This is a genomic window from Shewanella sp. Koi 1 (genome assembly GCF_052907445.1).
Window position 1 is genome coordinate 4,032,152 of the sequence record NZ_JBREJM010000001.1, and the last position, 18,428, is coordinate 4,050,579.

The window sequence follows — 18,428 nt, forward strand, 5'->3', positions numbered from 1 at the left end:
ATAGTTTATAAACAACAACCTGCTTTCGGATGAGCCTCAAATGCCCTACAAGTTTGCCCTCCAACAATCTCAAAAAGAGCGTATATTCGCCGACATGGCAATTGAGACAGGAAAAATTACCGTACCACCTGAGATGCTAGAGAATTGGCAACAAACCTTAGATCTGCTCTCCGAAATTGTGGATACACCTGCCGCGCTTATCATGCGTGTCCACCCCACTGAGATAGAGGTGTTTGCTTCGAGCCATAGTCAGGGGAATCCCTACAAACCCCACGATAAAGAACATTTAGGGCATGGTCTCTATTGCGAGACAGTGATGAAAGAGTGCCGTGAACTTCACATTCCCAATGCCTTAAAGGATGCCAATTGGGATAAAAATCCCGACATAAAGCTAGGAATGATTGCCTACTGCGGCCTGCCATTGCATTGGCCCGATAACAGCACCTTCGGCACCATTTGTATGCTCGATAGCAAGGAGCGTAACTACAGTCAGCAATTTCGCAGTTTGTTAGCACGGTTTCAAAATGCCATCGAAACCAATCTAATCACTCTGTACCAACAGGCTAAATTGCAGCTCCATAACCAGCAACTCGAGCAAAAAGTCCAGCAACGCACCCACGAGTTGGCCGAGCTGAGTGCCAAATTAATCCGTGAAATCGAAACGCGCACCACCACCGAAAGCTCGCTTGAATACCATAAGAGTTACGATCCGCTGACTGGCCTCCCCAATCGGCTCAATCTGCTCAATACGTTGGCCAAAATGCTGGAAGATATTAATCGTAAAGAAAAAATCTCAGTGTTTTACCTCGGGCTACGTAACTTTAAGTCCATTAATGACAGCTATGGTTATCTTATAGGCGATAAGATACTCACCATCTTGAGCCAGCGGTTACAACATTGCACAGACGGCCATACCTTTATTGCCCGTATTGCAGGGGCGGAGTTTGTGCTAGTGCAAGCCCATAAGCCCTCGCAGCGTGAGACCCACAAACTGCTGAATCAGATCATCAACTGCTGCAATTCCCCCTTTGGTATCGCAGACTTCGTGATCACTATTCCCTCGTCAATCGGCATAGCACAGGCGCCAAGCGACGGCATCGATGCAGCAACCCTGCTGCAAAAAGCTGGAGCCGCCATGACCATCAGCAAGGCCGAAGGCATTCCCTATAGTTTTTTCAATCAAGACACCCAAATCGCACTGAGCCAGCGCTATCAACTCGAGTCGCACTTAGTCGATGCCTTGAGAAACAATGAATTAAGCCTGCACTACCAACCATTTATCGAACTCAAGACCCACAAAGTCATTGGCGCTGAAGCCTTACTGCGTTGGCACAATCCGGTGTTAGGACAGGTTTCACCCGACCGATTTATCGCCTTGGCCGAGCGCAATGGACAAATCATGGAGATAGGTAACTTCGTGCTCCACAGCGCCATTAAGCAAGCGGCCGACTGGTGCCAAATGTTGCAGCGGGACTTTAAAATCGCCATCAATATCTCCCCCGTACAAATGCGTAATCCCCGCTTTGTCGAACATATTGCCGAGCTATTAACCCTGTACCAATTACCCGCCACGGCGCTGGAGCTGGAGATCACCGAGGGCATGTTGCTACAGGACGAACACTTGGCCCACAAGGCCATTATGCAGTTGCAGGAACTGGGGATCCGCATCTCACTCGATGACTTTGGCACTGGCTACTCTTCATTAAGCTATCTACAGAAATATTCCTTCGATACCCTAAAAATCGACCGCTGCTTTATCAGTAAACTCGAAAACAGCGAGCAGGATAGGGAGTTAACTAAGGCCATTATCGCCATAGGCAAAAAGCTCAAACTGAAGGTGATTGCTGAAGGCGTCGAAAACCAAAATCAGGACAGTTTTATCCGCAATGAAGAATGCGATTTAGGACAGGGGTATCTCTATGGCAAACCTGTGACACCCGCGCAGTTTGAACGTGACTTTATTCGCCCATCCAAGCGCTAAAAGCGTGATGTAGATAAAGTCCGCATAGACGCGGCAAGTTGTTTGCACCTAAAGCAAAAGAGTCAGAACTGACGTGATATTGGCCTCGACCTTAAACGACAACAAGCTCGAAAGCCGCCAAAAATAAAGCCCCCGCAACCTAAGTTGCGGGGGCTTTTACATGAGGGGTTAGCTCATATTCAACAGGAATTACTTATAAGTTGCTTCGCGTTTTTTCGCTTCGGCATCCCACTTAGGTAATGTGTCTTTCTTGAATGCTTCTTTCTCTGCATTCATCTTGTCCATATCCATACCCAGTGCAGCTTGAGCTTTCGCTTTGGTAGAGATATCTGGGATAGCAACAGCGTCAGTCACGCCTTTCTTCGCCAGTAATTGGGCTAATTTCACACGGGCATCGGCCGCTTTATCAACCGCAGTACCTAGGATTCGCAGTGCTTCTTCTGGCGCGTGAGCCGCAACACCGTGAGAAGCAATCGCGAAGTCCCAGCGCCATTGAGCGTGGCGGATATCCGTTAGGATTGGCTTCATTTCGGCTTCAGTAGCACCCACTTCCCACGCTTTAGCAGCTTCGAAGTGTGCTTTCACTAATTGACCTTCGGCGCGAGCTTTAAGCTCTTTCACTTTGGCATAACGTTCTTTGGTGATGCCTTCTAAGAACTCTTTGCTTTGGCTATGGCAAGTCGCACAGGTTTCTTCGAAGCGATCGAATGGGTTACCCACTTTATGATCTGTGTACTTACGACCTTTGTCGTTAGTCACTTTAGGCATGTGACAGTCAACACAGCTCACATCGTTCTTACCGTGTACGCCCAGTTTCCAAGTTTCATAACCAGGGTGTTGTGCTTTCAGCATTGGAGTCTTAGACAATGAATGAGTCCAGTCAGAGAACTCGATTGCATCGTAGTAAGCTTCCATTTGTTCAACAGTAGTACCTGAATCCCAAGGGAATTTTACGAAACCTTTGCGGTCGTCTTTCTTCTCGAAATAGTATTCAACGTGACACTGACCGCAAACCATAGATTGCTTGTCTTTCTTCGAAGCTTTGTCGAATGGTGTGCCAATAGTTTCCATTGCGCGCTCAGCGAATGGACGTGAAATGCGTAGTTTTGGGGTGCCTTTTTCGTGGCAGTCGCTACAACCGATAGTGTTAACGACTTCTGGGCCACCTTTAGCCCACTTGCCTTTGAAGTAACCGTCTTCGCCTTGTTCTTCGATCAGGCGAGGTACGTCAGGGCTCTTACAGCTCCAACATGCCATTGGCATTGGGCCGTCTTCAGCATTGGCAGGTGCGCCAGTACGTAGCGTGTTACGTACGTCAGTCACGGCATACATGTGGCCGCGAGGTGCGTTGTAGTCTTTTGCGAAACCATAACCGGCCCACAGAATCACTAAGCTAGGATCACCCGCTAATGCGTCGGTGATCTCTTCACTTTTTGCGGTGTCATGCCAGCTATTGTATTGATTAGCAAACTTATCTTTGTATACTTCGTTGCGCGGCTCGGTCTTATCGCTCGCCATCGCACCCGCCGCCATGAAGCTCGCGGCAACCAATGCACTGAGTGCAAAGGACTTACCTGTCATCTTCTTCATCATCTCATCTCCGTGTTGCATTATTTTAATAAATCACGACATCTCCAAGGCCAAAGTTAGTGGCTTAAACCCTCCAAAGACATACCTCTTAGGGGGTATCTAGAGCGAAGTTTGCGCTAGATCAAAATGTAATAGTGTTGTTGTTCACACTTTTATGTTTTCGTTAATGTAGTACATTATTTTCTAATGTAAAACACGACTAAAGTGCCATTAAATCAACGGCCATATATTAGGTAATGGACATATGAAACGAGGCAGCCTTACCTCAAAAATTCTGGGTTTAATGTTAGTACTGATTTTACTTTCTAGCAGCCTAGCCATCTTCGCAATCATCAATTTGTCTTACAGTTTAGGCGATGCAAAGGCCATCAACGCCTCGGGTTCGCTGCGGATGCAAAGTTACCGGCTGATGTTTTATGCCAATTCCGGCAGTGACGCCGCCCAAGAGAAAATTACCGAGTTTGAAAACACCTTGCATTCCGAGGCATTGCAGCCCTCCACGGGTTGGCTTAGCCCGAAAAAGATCGCCGAACAGTATCAACTCGTTATCGATAAATGGCTGGTGATGAAGTACTACATTGAGCAGGAAAACTCCCGCGATTACGCCGCCTCGCTCAAGGACTTTGTCGATACCATTGATTTGTTGGTGTTAGAAATGGAGCACCACGCTGCCTTTAAGCTGCGCCTACTTGCCGCGAGTCAGATTTTTGGACTCGGGCTGATGCTCGCCATCGCCTTTTTAGCGGTACGTTTTACCAAGCGAAAAGTCGTGGTGCCTTTGCAGCAGCTAATGGAATCGGCCAACACCATTTCAAAGGGTAACTTCGAGATAGAAATGCCCGAAACCGAATATATTGAACTCACCGCCCTAACCCATGCACTGCAAAAAACCGCACGCGAGCTCGCGACCCTGTATGGCAACTTAGAATCCCAAGTCGCCGAAAAGACTCTTGCGCTCACCAGAGCAAACAATGAGCTCGCTTTTTTATACGATAACCTATTGACTCTTAATGCGAAAAAACTGGACTACAAGGCGCTCAAGGCCGCGTTGAATCAGTTAAAGGATTATGAGTCTATCGACTATTTAAGGCTGATTATTCAGTACCCAGAACAGGAACTCGAAGTCGTCGAAGCCGATGGTGGCTGGCCGGAAGATGCCCAGCACAGCACCCGTTTTCCGCTGCAATTTGAACAGGCCGACTTAGGTTACCTAGAACTGATTTCGGCACAGGATACCAATACGCCGCTGTTTAAAAACTTCGCCATCATGCTCACTCGCTCCATCGTTATCCATAACGCCACCGAGCAGCGACAACAACTGGCCTTGATGGAGGAGCGCGGAGTGATTGCTAGGGAATTACACGACTCCCTCGGCCAAGTACTGTCATTCCTCAAAATCCAAATTAGTTTGCTGCGCAAAAACTTAGACCATAGTTGCCGCAGCCCCGCGGTGGAGAGTCAACTGACGGAAATCAATGAAGGCGTCAGTACAGCCTATGTACAGCTCAGGGAGTTATTATCCACTTTCAGATTAACCATTAAGGAACCGAATCTGAAGAACGCGATGGAAGCCATGCTAGAGCAACTCAGGGCCAATACCGATATCAAGATCCATCTCGATTACAAACTTTCGCCCCAATGGCTCGAGGCGAAGCAGCATATTCACATTCTGCAGATCACCCGTGAGGCCACACTCAACGCCATCAAGCATGCCAATGCCAGCCTGATCAATATTCGCTGTTATAAAGATGACAATGGCATGGTCAATATCAGTGTGAGCGATAACGGCATAGGAATTGGTTATCTTAAGGAGCGAGATCAACACTTTGGCATAGGGATCATGCACGAGCGCGCCAGTAAATTAGCGGGCACTGTTGTATTTAGCAGTAATGATACGCACACTAATAGCAAGGGAATTGCAGAACAATATCAACAAATCCCTGGCACTCCCTCAGAGTCCAATAACGCATCACATTTGTCACAGGGAACCAAAGTCACTTTAGTTTTCCCTTCCCAACAGGAGCCTACACATGGGTAAGCCTTATTCTGTCCTCGTGGTCGATGACCATCCTCTTCTTCGCAAAGGGATCTGCCAACTGATCGCCTCCGATCCGGATTTTAGTCTCTTCGGTGAAGTTGGCGGAGGCTTGGATGCCTTAAGCGCCGTCGCCACCGATGAGCCCGATATTGTACTGCTCGATCTGAATATGAAGGGAATGACAGGACTCGATACCCTCAACGCGATGCGACAAGAAGGCGTTACCTCACGGATAGTGATCCTCACCGTTTCGGATGCAAAACAAGATGTTATTCGACTACTGCGTGCGGGCGCCGACGGTTACTTACTGAAAGATACCGAGCCGGATCTGCTGCTCGATAAGCTCAAAAATGCCATGTTGGGCCACAGAGTGATCAGCAATGAGGTTGAAGAATATCTGTACGAGCTTAAAAATGCCGCCGATGAGCAGGAATGGATTTCAAGCCTCACGCCAAGGGAGCTACAGATCCTGCAACAGCTGGCAGAAGGCTTAAGCAACCGAATGATTTCAGAGCACTTACATATCAGTGAAGGCACGGTAAAAGTGCACGTGAAAAACCTGCTGCGTAAGGCCAATGCCAAGTCGAGAACCGAAATGGCAGTCAGGTATTTGAACAACTAATACTTCAAACCTAGTGATTTAGCACTAAGCTCAAAAAATAAAGGCAATCAATCGATTGCCTTTATTTTATGCTTTGATTAAATCGGTATTATCGCCCTTTTTGCACAAACTCATACCAACTTAGCAGGGCTTCCTCTAAGTCTTCTAAACCGCAATAGGCTTCCGATTCCGCATCGTAGAGAGACATTGCCTCTTCGAGTTCATATTCCTGCTCAAACCCTAAGGCATTGGCATAAATGCGTGCCTGCTCTTCATCCAGATCTAGGGTGAGATCGCCACCGATTAACCGCCAGGAATCACGCTTACCCGCTTGAATATCTTTGATAATATCGAGCACTTGTTGAATTTTGGCTAACTCTGGCCCCAACTCTTCCGAAAACCATTGGCCCAGCACTTCATGGTCCATACTAAAGCTGGCTAAATAAGTGCCCGTCAAACTGTTACGCCGAAATTCATATTCCATTTTATCTTCTCAATGCATTACAACTAAGGCTAATTTTAATCTATTTCATCGTAAGTTGCTTGGCCAGCAATTTAGCCCCGCGAACCGTCGCAATTGTCAGCACAAACGTCGCCTAGACTTCATTTTCACAACGAAATCAGTTAGCTTGAGTCCATGATTTAGCAAGAGATGGAATGCGATATGCACGATGGATTTATCTACAGTTTAGTGCTTAGCGGCGCGAAGGCGGGTTCAAGCTTAAGCCCAGAAGAGCTTGAAAACTGGGATCCCAATGATGGGCTAATCTGGATACACCTACGTTATCGCCACAAAAAGGCCCGTCACTGGGTGTTAAATAGCGGCCTGAATAAAGTCGAAAGCGACGCCCTGCTCGCTCAGGATACTCGCCCGCGGGCCGTACTGGCTGGCGAAGGCGTCTTGCTAGCACTGCGCGGAGTAAACTTAAATCCTAATTCGGCCCCAGAAGACATGGTCGCGGTACGTATTTATGCCGATAAACAGCGGATTATCTCTACCTGCGATCGCGAGCTGCTCTCAGTCAAAGATGTCGCCGAGCTCATCATGGAAGGCGCAGGCCCCACCACCACAGGGGACTTTATCGTCGCCGTTTGTGAAAGACTCACCACCCGTAAAGTGGATTTTATCGACACACTCGAAGAGCAACTATCTGAGTTAGAAGAACAAGTGGTCTCTGGCAATGTGAAAGATTTACGCACTGATATCGCCGAGCTACGCAGGCAAACCGTGGCGCTGCGCCGCTACTTAGGCCCGCAGAAAGAAGCCTATCTCAAGATGCTCGCAGAACAATTTGTGCTGTTTAACGAGCCCGAAAGACTCAAGATGCGCGAAACCACGGATAAGCTGATCCGCACCATTGAAGACTTAGACGCCCTGCGTGACCGAGCCAATGTGACCCAGGAAGAGCTACTCAGCCAACAATCGGAGCAGCTAAACAAGCGCTTGTATTTCTTATCCTTAGTCTCGGCAATCTTTTTACCGCTAGGCTTTTTAACCGGATTGCTAGGGGTGAATATTGGCGGCATTCCCGGTGCGGATAACACTTGGGCCTTTGCGACCTTCTGCGGCATTCTTATCTCGCTGGTCGCCCTGCAAATGGCACTCTTCTATCGCTTTAAGTGGTTGTAGACTGGAATAAAAAACGCCAATCTTATGATTGGCGTTTTGTTTTACCCATTGCCGTTACTGTGGCAACTCAAACAGATTTGTCATGACTTTATAAAGCTCAGTGCCTTGATGCACGGACGCCGAGGCAAAATGGAGTATGGGCACACAATCCTGCGGCAAGCTTAGCGCCGTCAGCTCATGCTCACTGCCATATAAGTCGAGCCGCAACAGATTGACTAAGGTCTCACCCGCCGCCAGAGGCTCTCCCACGGGCGCCACATATTCCACCAATCCCGCCATGGGCGCATGGTACTTTTTGTAATCCTTAAGATAACAGCCAAAACGTGGCATCTTTGAGGGTGCAACTCGCTCGGCGATCACCCCACGATGACTCAAGTAGGCCAAAATCCCCTGAGCATCGACTAAAGCATCCTCAAGGCAAATGCGTTCTTGGCTCGCCAGTTCCAAGGTAAAGGCCGAAACGGCGATCTTAAGTTCTCGCCCTTGTGCTTTGGCGACTTCACTCAATTGCCACCAAGGGCAAAATGCCGCTTCATCCATAGCCCCGCCAAAACTATTGGGGATCACTAAGGTGTAAGGAATCGAGAAAAACTGCGCCGCCGTAAGGTCATATTCAGGGCAATACAAGTGTTTACAGGATTTAGGCCCAGTATGCAGATCGAGTACTATATCCGCCTCGTGGGCCATGGCCTGCAGATTAACCGCTAATCTGTGGCCCGTGGTCACGCCCCACTCGTTGCGCAATCGCTGCTGACACGCTTCGACTAAGGTACTGCGATAAGCTTGGATAAGTTCGCTATCACTAAGCTCGGCATGTTCACGGTACCAAGTGGGTAAATCAATCGAGTGATTTAAGTACTCGCGGTTCCAGTTTGCCCCTGTGATAGGGTCAAAACGCCCCAGCGTAAACTCACCACTCTTTTGATTTATCCCCAGCGGATTTGCCAAGGGCACTAAGGTAATTTCCCCTAAGATGTCACAGCGCTCGAGCTGCTTCATCAATTGGAAAATCACCGCATTCCCCTGTACCTCGGCGCCGTGGACATTGGCCTGAATATACACTTTAGGGCCAGAAACATGACCACTTGGCTTGAAGTGGTAAATCGGCAGAGTGAGTGCTTGCCCTGCGGCAAGCTCCCCAATGGTTAAAGACGACGCAGTCGGTTGCATATTACGCGCCTTCAAACAGGTTTTCGTGCAGTGCTTTAACCACTTGCGCCGCTTCTGATTCGGCTACCAATACGCACAAGTTATGCGGGCTAGCACCTTGGCAGATCATACGCACATTGTGGGGCTCAAGTACTTCAAACACCCGGCGGCAGATACCGGCTGTGGTGGCAATGCGATTACCGATAATCGCCACCAGTGCTAAACCATCTTCAACACGCACACGGCAATGCTGTGATAATTCCTGCAGCAGTGCTTCGCTCAACAGCCCTTGGCCGCTTGAATCAGAGCCGGTTTTATCTAGGGTCAGCGATACGTTAACTTCTGAAGTGGTGATCAAATCCACACTGATCTTATGCCTTGCCAGTGTGGCAAAGGTTTCAGCCAAGAAGCCCTGAGCATGCAACATTTGCAGGCTGTGTAAATTGAGTAGCGTTTGGTCGCGGCGCAGCGCAACAGCGCGAAACACAGGCGCATCTTCAACCTGATGACGGATCCAAGTGCCGCCCTTTTCAGGCTCCTTGCTCGAACCGACAAACACTTGAATTTGTTGGCGCACCGCAGGCAGGATCGTCGCAGGGTGCAGCACTTTGGCACCAAAAGTCGCCATTTCGGCGGCTTCGTTAAAACTGATTTCGGCAATAGGATGGGCGTTTGGCGCAAGACGCGGATCGGTCGTGTAAATCCCCGCCACATCGGTCCAAATCTCAACCGCAGAGGCTTTTAAGGCTTCGGCTAACAATGCCGCAGAATAGTCGCTACCGCCACGGCCAAGTGTAGTGGTTTGTCCGGCCTCATCTGAACCAATAAAGCCTTGAGTCACAATCACTTGCTCAGATAACAGCGGCAATAAATGCTCAGACGAAAGAAGCGCAATTTGCTCAACCTGTGGCTCAGCACGGCCAAAATGACTGTCGGTGCGCAGCACTCGGCGCACATCGAAAGCACTCGAGTTGGCGCCTTTTTCGCGCAATACCGCCGCAAATAATGCCGACGAACACTGCTCACCAAGGGACAATAACTCATCCATGGTGGCCTTGCTGCGTTGGGATGCTAGCGCTTCGCTCAATACCGCCATACGACTTAACAGCTTATCCAATGCCGCGGCTACATCGTTGGGGCGACCCAGTTTATCTAAGATAGCGTATTGAATTTGCGCGATTTGCTTTAAGCGCTGTAAACGACCATCGTCGTTCATCGACTCTTGAGTAAGTTCAACCAAGAGGTTAGTCACGCCACTGGAGGCGCTAACCACTACTAAACGGCAATCGGGATTGCCCAGTACGATATCGGCGCAGCGATTCATTGCACCGTAATCGGCGACTGAGGTACCACCAAATTTTGCGACAACAAGAGACATTATCGTACCTCCGCAGAAGCAGAAGACACGGCACAAACTAGGATAAGATCTTGATTAACTAACATGATTACGCTCCGAACCAACTTCGTTCGAAGAGCCTGGTGCTCAATGATACGCACCCCAATAGAAGGGAAACAGCAATCGTCACCAGAAGCTCTCCACCAATTACAGGTGACAATCGTTAGGATTCAGCCTAAGCGACCGACATAAACATGCAGCAACCACATCTATGCCTCGGCGTTAATCTCCCTCATCAATCATCGCTGGAGTTTGTGCTCCTCTGACTGACTACCTAGTTAACGCTCCTCTTCTGTTCCTTTCCGCCGGAAAGGGACGAAAAAAGTAGCAATAAACCCCTAATGAAGTCAATGCTAATTTCACATCGCATAAACAAATTCAATAAACGCTTTTAAAAACAATGAGCAATTTAGCGGTAAAGCCAAAGCAAAAATGGCGGCGAGGTATCATGCAGGCATTAACAGGATTAAAAAATAACTGGCCTAGCCTTGCCCTTTACAGGCAAAGCCGGATAAGAAAAATAGTAATAAACTCGCGGGGCTTAGGTCGCTAGATCCGGCAGTTCGTAAACCAAACGCACGTGATCATTAAACAGGCCTAAACACACTTCATCATGCCCAGTGATGGTGCAAGGCACTAAACTCACCTCACCCTTTTCCACCATGTAGATGGCGTATTGATTAAACTTTTTCCCCAACTGCAGCGCCATGCTTCTATCGACAAACACCGCCCAGCTCTTTTCCATATGGGATAAATCTGGCGATGCGCCCACCATTGCACGATAGGGGCTGCCGATTAATTCAATATCACGGAGAAGTTGGCGGTCGAGTAAACGGTTTTGGCTGGGACTGAGGAGGGTTGAAGCGGGATTATGGGCGGTAATTACAGCAAAGGAAAAATCACAGGATAATGCTTGAGTAAGCAAAAACAACGGCTTCTGGTAATGCTGCCACAAATCTTGAGTCATGTTGTCCATTGGTAGTCTAGTCGAAAAATGAACCCGAGTTAGTGTAGCAGAGCGCCTCCAAAATCCAAAGAGGCGTGAACTAGGTCACAAGAATTAAAAATACATTAGTTATACTAATCAATGACTAAAGTAAATATCATGGTAAATCAGGGCCTCATCCAGAAATTTGTTAACATTTCATTTGTTAACAAATGCCTAAAACGAGTACAATGACGCCATTGGCTAGTTGAGCAGATAACATTAAGTTTGCTTAATCTTGACAAGGGTTTGTTAGATTCCTCTGTGAAATCACCCAAGGCTAGCCAGACATCTTTTAAAATGTGTTCTACATTTGAGTTATCATTTAAACATTTTAAAAAAAACAATAGTTAAGGAACTATTTATAACTATTGCTTATCGAAGTTGATACTGGTTACGTTTTATCGTATTACACTTTAAACGTGCACTTTATATACATCCTGATGTGTCGCCGTAAAGATCTTTCCTTTGAAGCACAGAGCAGTTAGAGGAAGTATCAACATTTTATGAATATAAGGATCCGATGTAAGCGGTCCTTATGGTTAGAATAAAATTGGTTAAAATTTAGGTAATTAATATGCAAAATCCGCACATTCTGATCGTTGAAGATGAAGCCGTTACCCGTAACACGCTGAGAAGTATTTTCGAGGCAGAAGGGTATGTGGTAACTGAGGCCAATGATGGCGCAGAAATGCATAAGGCTATGCAGGAAAACAAAATTAACCTAGTGGTTATGGACATTAACCTACCAGGTAAAAACGGTCTGTTGTTGGCACGTGAATTACGTGAAATCAACAACATCGGTCTGATCTTCCTGACAGGCCGTGACAACGAAGTCGACAAAATCCTTGGACTTGAAATTGGCGCGGACGATTATATTACCAAGCCGTTCAACCCACGTGAATTGACGATTCGTGCTCGCAACCTTCTGACTCGTGTGAATAGCGCTGGTAACGAAGTCGAAGAAAAGAGCTCTGTCGAATACTACCGTTTCAACGATTGGAGCCTAGAGATCAATAGCCGTTCTCTGGTGAGCCCACAGGGTGAATCTTACAAACTGCCACGTAGCGAATTCCGCGCTATGCTGCACTTTGTTGAAAACCCAGGCAAAATCTTAACTCGTGCCGATCTGCTGATGAAGATGACTGGCCGTGAGTTAAAGCCACACGACCGTACTGTTGACGTGACTATCCGTCGTATTCGTAAGCACTTCGAAAGCTTGCCAGATACGCCAGAAATCATCGCGACTATCCACGGTGAAGGCTACCGTTTCTGCGGTAACTTAGAAGACTAATCTTCGAAGTCCGTTTGAATAATAAAAACCAGATCCTCGGATCTGGTTTTTTATCTCTGCAATATGGCAAATCCTCTGTCCCGCTTGATCACCCCGCCAAACTTGAATCGCTAAACTTGAATAACCGAGCTTAAATAGCCATCGCAAACCTTATGCACATCGATTGGGATGGGAGTTGCTCACGACCAAGTGCTATCCACAGCCTTAACTCAGATGCTAGCTAAGGTGCTAGCTAAGGTATTAGCCAAATACCGAGTGTAAAAAAAGAGTGAGGTGTTAGCCTCACTCTTGGATAACGGCAATCGCTTGGTTAAACAGCGCCCTGCTGCCGGTTATTTGCCGCTTTTAAGCTGCCTATCGAGGAAATCCGCCAGCGAGCGATATAAGTGATTACGCACTTTCTCACCGCGCATCGAATGCTTAGAACCAGGGTAATCAATCATCTGGAACAGTTTGCCTTCGTCCTGCAACGCCTTATACACGCGAGTACTGTTTTCAAACAACACGTTATCGTCGGCCATGCCGTGGTACATCAATAGCCCCGATTGATAGTTTTTCACATAGGGGAACACGCTACTGGCTTCGTAACCTTGTTCATTATTCGCGGGATGGGCGAGATAACGTTCGGTGTAGTGAGTGTCGTACAAGCGCCAATCGGTGACGGGCGCGCCCGAAATCGCCGCCTTAAAGTAATCCGGCGCCTTAAACAGACTCATCAAGGCCATATAACCGCCGTAGCTGTGGCCATAAATCGCCACATTATCGCTATCGACAAAGGGCAAGCTGCGCAGATAATCGACGCCAACCTTTTGGTCGTTCACTTCCGCCTCGCCCAAGTGACGGTAAATTACCTGTTCGAACTGAGTGCCTCTGTGGGCACTGCCACGGTTATCCAGTTGAAATACCACATAACCTTGCTGCACTAAGTATTGGGTAAAGTAATCCTGCTCACTCCAGCTATTGGTCACCAATTGCGCATGTGGGCCGCCATAAACGCGCACGACTACAGGGTATTTTTTGTTCGCATCGAAGGGCACAGGTTTAAAGAGGCGCGTTTGTAAGATTTGACCATCTTCCGCCTTAAGCTCTTTAAACTCAGGCAGTTGCCACAGGCCAGCATAGTCATACAAAGGATGACCTGCTTTGACTTGGTTCTGCTCGACCCACGCCAAGTGTTGGCCCTTATCGCCGTGCAAACTGATCTGCGGCGGCTGAGATAAGCTATTGAAATAATCCAGATACACGCTTTGACTATCGGCAAATACCGGATTGTGCATCCCCGCCTCGCCGCTCACGCGCTCAACCTTGCCACCGGCTAACGGCACACGGTAGAGATGCTTTTCGATAGGGGTATCTTTACGGCCGGTGAAATACACCCAACCTGCGGTTTCATCAATATATTCCAGCTCATCGACCGCCCAATTGCCCTTGGTCAGTTGCGCCTTAAGCTTACCTTTTAGGTCAAACAAATACAGATGATTAAAGCCGTCACGCTCTGAAGCCCAGATAAACGCCGATTGCTGCTTTAAGAAGTGCAGGTCGTTGTTAAGATTTACCCAAGCATCGCTGCGCTCTTTGACTAAGGTTTTCGGCTTGGTCAGCGCATCGAGCGCCACCAGTTGCAGGTCTAATTTTTGTTGATCGCGGCTCTGCCACTGGAAGGATAAATGCTTACTGTCGGGCAACCAATCGACGCGAGGCAGGTAAATATCCTTATTTTTATCATCGCTTAAGGTAACCCAATTGATGGCTTTATTATTAAGGGTCACAACACCCAGTTGGATCTCGACATTGTTTTTACCCGCCGCCGGATAACGCTGCTCGGTAAGCTTAATGCCATCGGCGTAGATTTCATTACGGGTGACTAACTCAACGCCAGACTCATCGATACGGGTAAAGGCGATGGCCGACTCATCGGGCGCCCACCAGTAACCCGTCATGCGATCCATTTCTTCCTGGGCGACAAATTCCGCCATGGCATTTTTAATCGCGCCGCCACCGTCTGTGGTCATGGCCTCAAGCTTTTTAGTCGCTAAATTGAGCACATACAGATTTTGGTCCCGCACGAAGGACACAAAATTGCCCTTGGGCGATAGGCGCGCATCGGTGGCAAAGCCCTCGCCTATCGGCAGTTGGCTGACGCTGTTATCCGCTAAGGAGAAGTAATACAGATTACCCGAGGCAGGGATCAACAGCGCCTTGCTATCGTCCGCCCAGAAATATTCCATAATGCCTTCGCCATAAATACGTTGGCGCTCGCGGCGGGCCTTTTCTTCATCGGATAACTCATTGCTCGCCAGTTTATCGGCGTTTAGCAACAGGCTAGATTCGCCCGTCTTCACATCCATCTGCCAGAGATCGTAAAAATTCTGGTTGTCTTTACGTCCCGCAAGATAGGTCACCCTTTGACCATCGGGGGATAACTTTAATCCACGGGGACTCGTGCCAGCCAAGGCAGGCGAAGCATTCATGCGCTCGATAGTCAGCGGCGTTGTGCCGCCTTCAAGCGCATAGGCGGGGGTCAATATCGCGCTAGAAACCATGGCCAGTTGACTCGCTATCAGTAGGGATGAGGCGCCCAATGTCACCGAGCGCAGGGAAGAAGCTAACCCATTTTTAGTCATTATTATTCCTTGGAAGCATACTCGCCTTAAGGTGGCGATCAAAAACTGCCGTCATTGTGCCAAGGCAAAGCCTAAATAAAAAGCGCAGGCAATATACAGATACAAATTAGCTGGCGAACTCCTGCGGTTAGCTCAATTTTCAAGATAACCCACTCAGTCTGACACAAAGGGATAACCCTCTTGGCTTAAATTGATTAAAACCCACAGCAACATCGCTGAAATTGTCGACTAACTGAGTTATTATTCGCGGCAAATAATGAAATTGACCTCAATGTTGAACCCCTAAAGGACCTAACATGCAGACTCTTGCCCAGCACTTAACCTCAAAGGCAGTGAACGAATCCCTCTCGCAACTGATTTTGACCTTAGCCGACACCTCCAAAGCCATCAGCCATGCCGTGCGCCACGGTGCCTTAGCCGGCGTGTTAGGCGCGACCGAACAGGAAAACGTGCAAGGTGAAACCCAGAAAAAACTGGATATCATCACCAACGATATGCTCAAAGATGCATTAAAAGCCGACGGAACAGTGCGCGGCTTAGCCTCTGAGGAAGAAGATCATGTGGTTGAAGTCAGCGCCAATGGTCAATATCTGGTATGTTTCGATCCTCTAGATGGTTCATCAAATATCGATATCAACTCGCTAGTCGGCACGATTTTCTCTGTTCTTCCCGCCCCTGCTGGCGAGTTAACTGAAACAAGCTTTTTGCAATCGGGTCGCAATCAGTTAGCCGCTGGTTATGTGCTCTACGGCCCATCAACCATGCTCGCGCTCACCACAGGCCAAGGCGTGCAACTCTTTACCCTGCACCCAGAAACCAACGAATTTTTACTGACCAACGCGGCCATGAGCATCAGCCCAGACACCCAAGAGTTCGCCATTAACATGTCGAACCAACGTTTTTGGGAAGCGCCAATGCAGACCTACATCGCCGATTTACTGCTCGGCAAAATTGGCCCGCGCGAAAAATCCTTCAACATGCGCTGGATTGCCGCCATGGTCGGTGACGTGCACCGCGTACTGTCTCGCGGCGGTATTTTTACTTACCCAACCGACAATAAAGATCCGCAAAAGCCATACAAGCTGCGTTTAATGTACGAAGCCAACCCAATGGCCTTGTTAGTCGAACAAGCTGGCGGTAAAGCCTCTACCGGTTATGAAACCATTTTGGATATTCAACCGACGCAAATTCACCAACGTGTAGCGGTTATCCTTGGTAGCGCCAATGAAGTGGACGCTTGCCTAAGCTACCATGGTATCGATGCTCGTCAATAAAGAGCGTGAAGAACCAACTCTAGACTAAGCCGAATCGCTTATATTTTGATTTTGATGATAAAAGCCACTGACCACAGTGGCTTTTATTAACTGTAAACCACCAAGGATAAATAAACCATAAATGGAGTATTTGATTAAGCGTTATCACTCCCTGTGGCATGCAGCTTGCGTTGTGCAAGTTCGCCCTCGCTGAGCTCGGGCGAATCCGTTAATACCTTTCAACCACTGCGAAAAAATTGCAACCACCGCTAACCGGTATGCAGACGCCCGCGACTGCGTTCACTCGTTTACATATGAGCCTCATGTCACATAGAGACTTATAAATGCAAGATAATAGGTGTTGTGTCTCACATTACTGAGGCGTTACCCCAAAAGGGGTATGATTAATGAATGTTAATGTAAGTTATTGTATATAAAAATAACCTTGAGACATTTTCTATGAATAGATCACTCACCTTACTTTTTGGGCTGCTCTCACTCTCAGCCATGGCTAATAACGACAATCGCATTGAACTGGCTCAACAAGGTTGGCAAGCAACGGCAGAATCAAAACAAAGAACCGATTTACTTGCGGAACGGCCAGATTTAGTGCTGCTTTACGCTGGCTCGCCCTACGCAAAAGAATACAATAGCCCTCGAGGCCATCAATTCGCCGTCTTAGACGCCACCACTATCTTACGCACAGGAAGCGGAAGCAAAGCACTGGATGACCCCGGTGCCAGTTGTTGGTCTTGCAAAGCCCCCGGTGCAGTGCACTTAACCCAAGTCCTTGGCGCGCAAGAATTCGCAACTAAGACCTTTGCAGATACGGCTTCTGCCATGGATATCAGTGTTGGCTGCAATGATTGCCACCTACAAGGCTCGGCTACATTAGATCTGCCCAGAGCTCACGCTAAAAATGCCATGAATAAAATACGCCAACCCTTTGAGCAGCAGTCGCCAGCGGTCAAGTCATCACAAGTCTGCGGCCAGTGCCATGTCACCTATTACTTTCAACCAGAAAAATCGAATGCAGTAAATATTCCTTGGATTTTCGGTAACGATGCCGACAATATCGAAAAATATTATGATACAAGACGTTACTCTGATTTCGTCCACCCCATATCAGGTGTTCCACTGGTTAAAGCTCGTCATCCCGAATTTGAGCAATGGAGCCGAAGTATTCATGCCCAAAGTGAGATTGGTTGCGTAGACTGCCACATGGCAAAAACGACAAATAACAAAGGCGAGAACTTCACCAATCACAAAATCACCAGTAGTTTTAACAACTTTGACAGTAAATGTTCAGGCTGCCACGAAAGTGCCACTGAACTCAATCAGCAAATCGCCAGCAATAAACGAGCACTTGATAACAAACGCACTGAAGTTGAAAAATTGCTGGTTAAGGCTCACATAGAAGCCGGTGCAGCTTGGGATCATGGCCAAAAGTGGCCTGATTTAGAGAGTGCACTTATGGATATTCGCCATGCACAATGGCGTTGGGATTATGTCGTGTCATCCCATGGCTCACATGCGCATAACAGCACTGAAGCCTTGCAATTGTTAGGGGTTGCTCAATCACAAGTTGTGATGGCTAGAACAAAATTAGCCAAGATATTAAAAAATATCAACGCGCCTGAAATCCAGTATCCGGCGTTAAAGACCAAAGCCGAGGCTCAGGCTTTTGTCGGACTCAACATGGAACAGCTCGAAACCGAAAAGCATCAATTCCTGCAAAATGTAGTCAAAAAGAACTGGCCACCGGCAAGCCACACCGTTGCACACCCTGAGGCAAAATAGAGAAAGATGGGAATGTCATAACTCTTTTGGGATGAACGGCCAACACTGGGAACTACAGAAGTTCACCTTCCCCCTGCGAAGTTGCTG

The 18,428-nt window shown here is 48.0% G+C and carries 13 protein-coding genes and 1 riboswitch; of the genes, 7 read left to right on the forward strand and 6 right to left on the reverse strand.

Features of this window, described 5'->3' with window-relative positions; translation table 11 throughout:
• Window positions 1–40: 40 nt before the first annotated feature.
• Window positions 41–1,981: a bifunctional diguanylate cyclase/phosphodiesterase gene (locus ACUZ8J_RS17840; protein WP_446694515.1), complete on the forward strand. Its 1,941-nt coding sequence runs from the start codon at window positions 41–43 to the stop codon at window positions 1,979–1,981.
• Window positions 1,982–2,170: 189 nt separating this feature from the next.
• Here the strand turns inward: ACUZ8J_RS17840 and nrfA are convergent, their stop codons facing one another.
• Entirely contained in the window at window positions 2,171–3,574 is a 1,404-nt protein-coding gene (gene nrfA / locus ACUZ8J_RS17845) for an ammonia-forming nitrite reductase cytochrome c552 subunit (RefSeq protein ID WP_446694516.1), read from the reverse strand.
• 241 nt (window positions 3,575–3,815) lie between these two features.
• Here nrfA and narQ point away from each other — a divergent pair, with 241 nt between their 5' ends.
• Window positions 3,816–5,609: a nitrate/nitrite two-component system sensor histidine kinase NarQ gene (narQ, locus tag ACUZ8J_RS17850; RefSeq protein WP_446694517.1), complete on the forward strand. Its 1,794-nt coding sequence runs from the start codon at window positions 3,816–3,818 to the stop codon at window positions 5,607–5,609.
• Window positions 5,602–6,231: a response regulator gene (locus ACUZ8J_RS17855; protein ID WP_446694518.1), complete on the forward strand. Its 630-nt coding sequence runs from the start codon at window positions 5,602–5,604 to the stop codon at window positions 6,229–6,231. Before narQ ends, ACUZ8J_RS17855 begins: the two co-directional genes overlap by 8 nt.
• An 88-nt stretch (window positions 6,232–6,319) precedes the next feature.
• Here the strand turns inward: ACUZ8J_RS17855 and ACUZ8J_RS17860 are convergent, their stop codons facing one another.
• Window positions 6,320–6,694, reverse strand: coding sequence for a YacL family protein (locus tag ACUZ8J_RS17860; protein ID WP_086901968.1), 375 nt, complete (start codon window positions 6,692–6,694; stop codon window positions 6,320–6,322).
• A 180-nt stretch (window positions 6,695–6,874) separates the two neighbouring features.
• Here ACUZ8J_RS17860 and ACUZ8J_RS17865 point away from each other — a divergent pair, with 180 nt between their 5' ends.
• The gene (locus tag ACUZ8J_RS17865; RefSeq protein ID WP_089068486.1) at window positions 6,875–7,840 is read left to right on the forward strand and encodes a zinc transporter ZntB; all 966 of its coding nucleotides are present in this window, start codon (window positions 6,875–6,877) and stop codon (window positions 7,838–7,840) included.
• Window positions 7,841–7,894: 54 nt separating this feature from the next.
• Here the strand turns inward: ACUZ8J_RS17865 and ACUZ8J_RS17870 are convergent, their stop codons facing one another.
• The 3 genes from ACUZ8J_RS17870 to ACUZ8J_RS17880 form a co-directional block, all read right to left on the reverse strand.
• Window positions 7,895–9,010 (reverse strand): succinylglutamate desuccinylase/aspartoacylase family protein, encoded by a 1,116-nt coding sequence (locus tag ACUZ8J_RS17870; protein ID WP_446694519.1) that lies wholly within the window; start codon window positions 9,008–9,010, stop codon window positions 7,895–7,897.
• A 1-nt stretch (window position 9,011) separates the two neighbouring features.
• The gene (gene lysC / locus ACUZ8J_RS17875; protein ID WP_086901965.1) at window positions 9,012–10,367 is read right to left on the reverse strand and encodes a lysine-sensitive aspartokinase 3; all 1,356 of its coding nucleotides are present in this window, start codon (window positions 10,365–10,367) and stop codon (window positions 9,012–9,014) included.
• A gap of 143 nt (window positions 10,368–10,510) precedes the next feature.
• A riboswitch (Lysine riboswitch) is annotated at window positions 10,511–10,685 on the reverse strand.
• 241 nt (window positions 10,686–10,926) lie between these two features.
• Complete coding sequence (locus ACUZ8J_RS17880; protein WP_011621450.1) at window positions 10,927–11,361, reverse strand: DUF3293 domain-containing protein; 435 nt, start codon at window positions 11,359–11,361, stop codon at window positions 10,927–10,929.
• Between the two features lie 586 nt (window positions 11,362–11,947).
• Here ACUZ8J_RS17880 and arcA point away from each other — a divergent pair.
• Entirely contained in the window at window positions 11,948–12,664 is a 717-nt protein-coding gene (arcA, locus tag ACUZ8J_RS17885) for a two-component system response regulator ArcA (protein ID WP_007644695.1), read from the forward strand.
• Window positions 12,665–12,996: 332 nt separating this feature from the next.
• On the opposite strand, the gene ACUZ8J_RS17890 is transcribed toward arcA, so the two are convergent.
• Window positions 12,997–15,288 carry a S9 family peptidase gene (locus ACUZ8J_RS17890; protein ID WP_446694520.1) on the reverse strand — a complete coding sequence of 764 codons (2,292 nt, stop codon included), beginning with the start codon at window positions 15,286–15,288 and terminating at the stop codon, window positions 12,997–12,999.
• 296 nt (window positions 15,289–15,584) lie between these two features.
• Between ACUZ8J_RS17890 and ACUZ8J_RS17895 the strand changes: the two genes are divergently transcribed.
• Together ACUZ8J_RS17895 and ACUZ8J_RS17900 are read left to right on the forward strand one after the other, a co-directional pair.
• Window positions 15,585–16,562: a class 1 fructose-bisphosphatase gene (locus ACUZ8J_RS17895; protein WP_446694521.1), complete on the forward strand. Its 978-nt coding sequence runs from the start codon at window positions 15,585–15,587 to the stop codon at window positions 16,560–16,562.
• Between the two features lie 438 nt (window positions 16,563–17,000).
• Entirely contained in the window at window positions 17,001–18,341 is a 1,341-nt protein-coding gene (locus ACUZ8J_RS17900; protein WP_446694522.1) for an ammonia-forming cytochrome c nitrite reductase subunit c552, read from the forward strand.
• Window positions 18,342–18,428 lie beyond the last annotated feature (87 nt).

Coding starts and splice junctions, on each gene's coding strand:
- nrfA (WP_446694516.1), bottom strand. CDS start 3,574: ATGATGAAGAAGATGACAGGTAAGTCCTTTGCACTCAGTGCATTGGTT.
- ACUZ8J_RS17860 (WP_086901968.1), bottom strand. CDS start 6,694: ATGGAATATGAATTTCGGCGTAACAGTTTGACGGGCACTTATTTAGCC.
- ACUZ8J_RS17865 (WP_089068486.1), top strand. CDS start 6,875: ATGCACGATGGATTTATCTACAGTTTAGTGCTTAGCGGCGCGAAGGCG.
- ACUZ8J_RS17900 (WP_446694522.1), top strand. CDS start 17,001: ATGAATAGATCACTCACCTTACTTTTTGGGCTGCTCTCACTCTCAGCC.
- lysC (WP_086901965.1), bottom strand. CDS start 10,367: ATGTCTCTTGTTGTCGCAAAATTTGGTGGTACCTCAGTCGCCGATTAC.
- ACUZ8J_RS17870 (WP_446694519.1), bottom strand. CDS start 9,010: ATGCAACCGACTGCGTCGTCTTTAACCATTGGGGAGCTTGCCGCAGGG.
- narQ (WP_446694517.1), top strand. CDS start 3,816: ATGAAACGAGGCAGCCTTACCTCAAAAATTCTGGGTTTAATGTTAGTA.
- ACUZ8J_RS17890 (WP_446694520.1), bottom strand. CDS start 15,288: ATGACTAAAAATGGGTTAGCTTCTTCCCTGCGCTCGGTGACATTGGGC.
- ACUZ8J_RS17855 (WP_446694518.1), top strand. CDS start 5,602: ATGGGTAAGCCTTATTCTGTCCTCGTGGTCGATGACCATCCTCTTCTT.
- ACUZ8J_RS17895 (WP_446694521.1), top strand. CDS start 15,585: ATGCAGACTCTTGCCCAGCACTTAACCTCAAAGGCAGTGAACGAATCC.
- ACUZ8J_RS17840 (WP_446694515.1), top strand. CDS start 41: ATGCCCTACAAGTTTGCCCTCCAACAATCTCAAAAAGAGCGTATATTC.
- arcA (WP_007644695.1), top strand. CDS start 11,948: ATGCAAAATCCGCACATTCTGATCGTTGAAGATGAAGCCGTTACCCGT.
- ACUZ8J_RS17880 (WP_011621450.1), bottom strand. CDS start 11,361: ATGGACAACATGACTCAAGATTTGTGGCAGCATTACCAGAAGCCGTTG.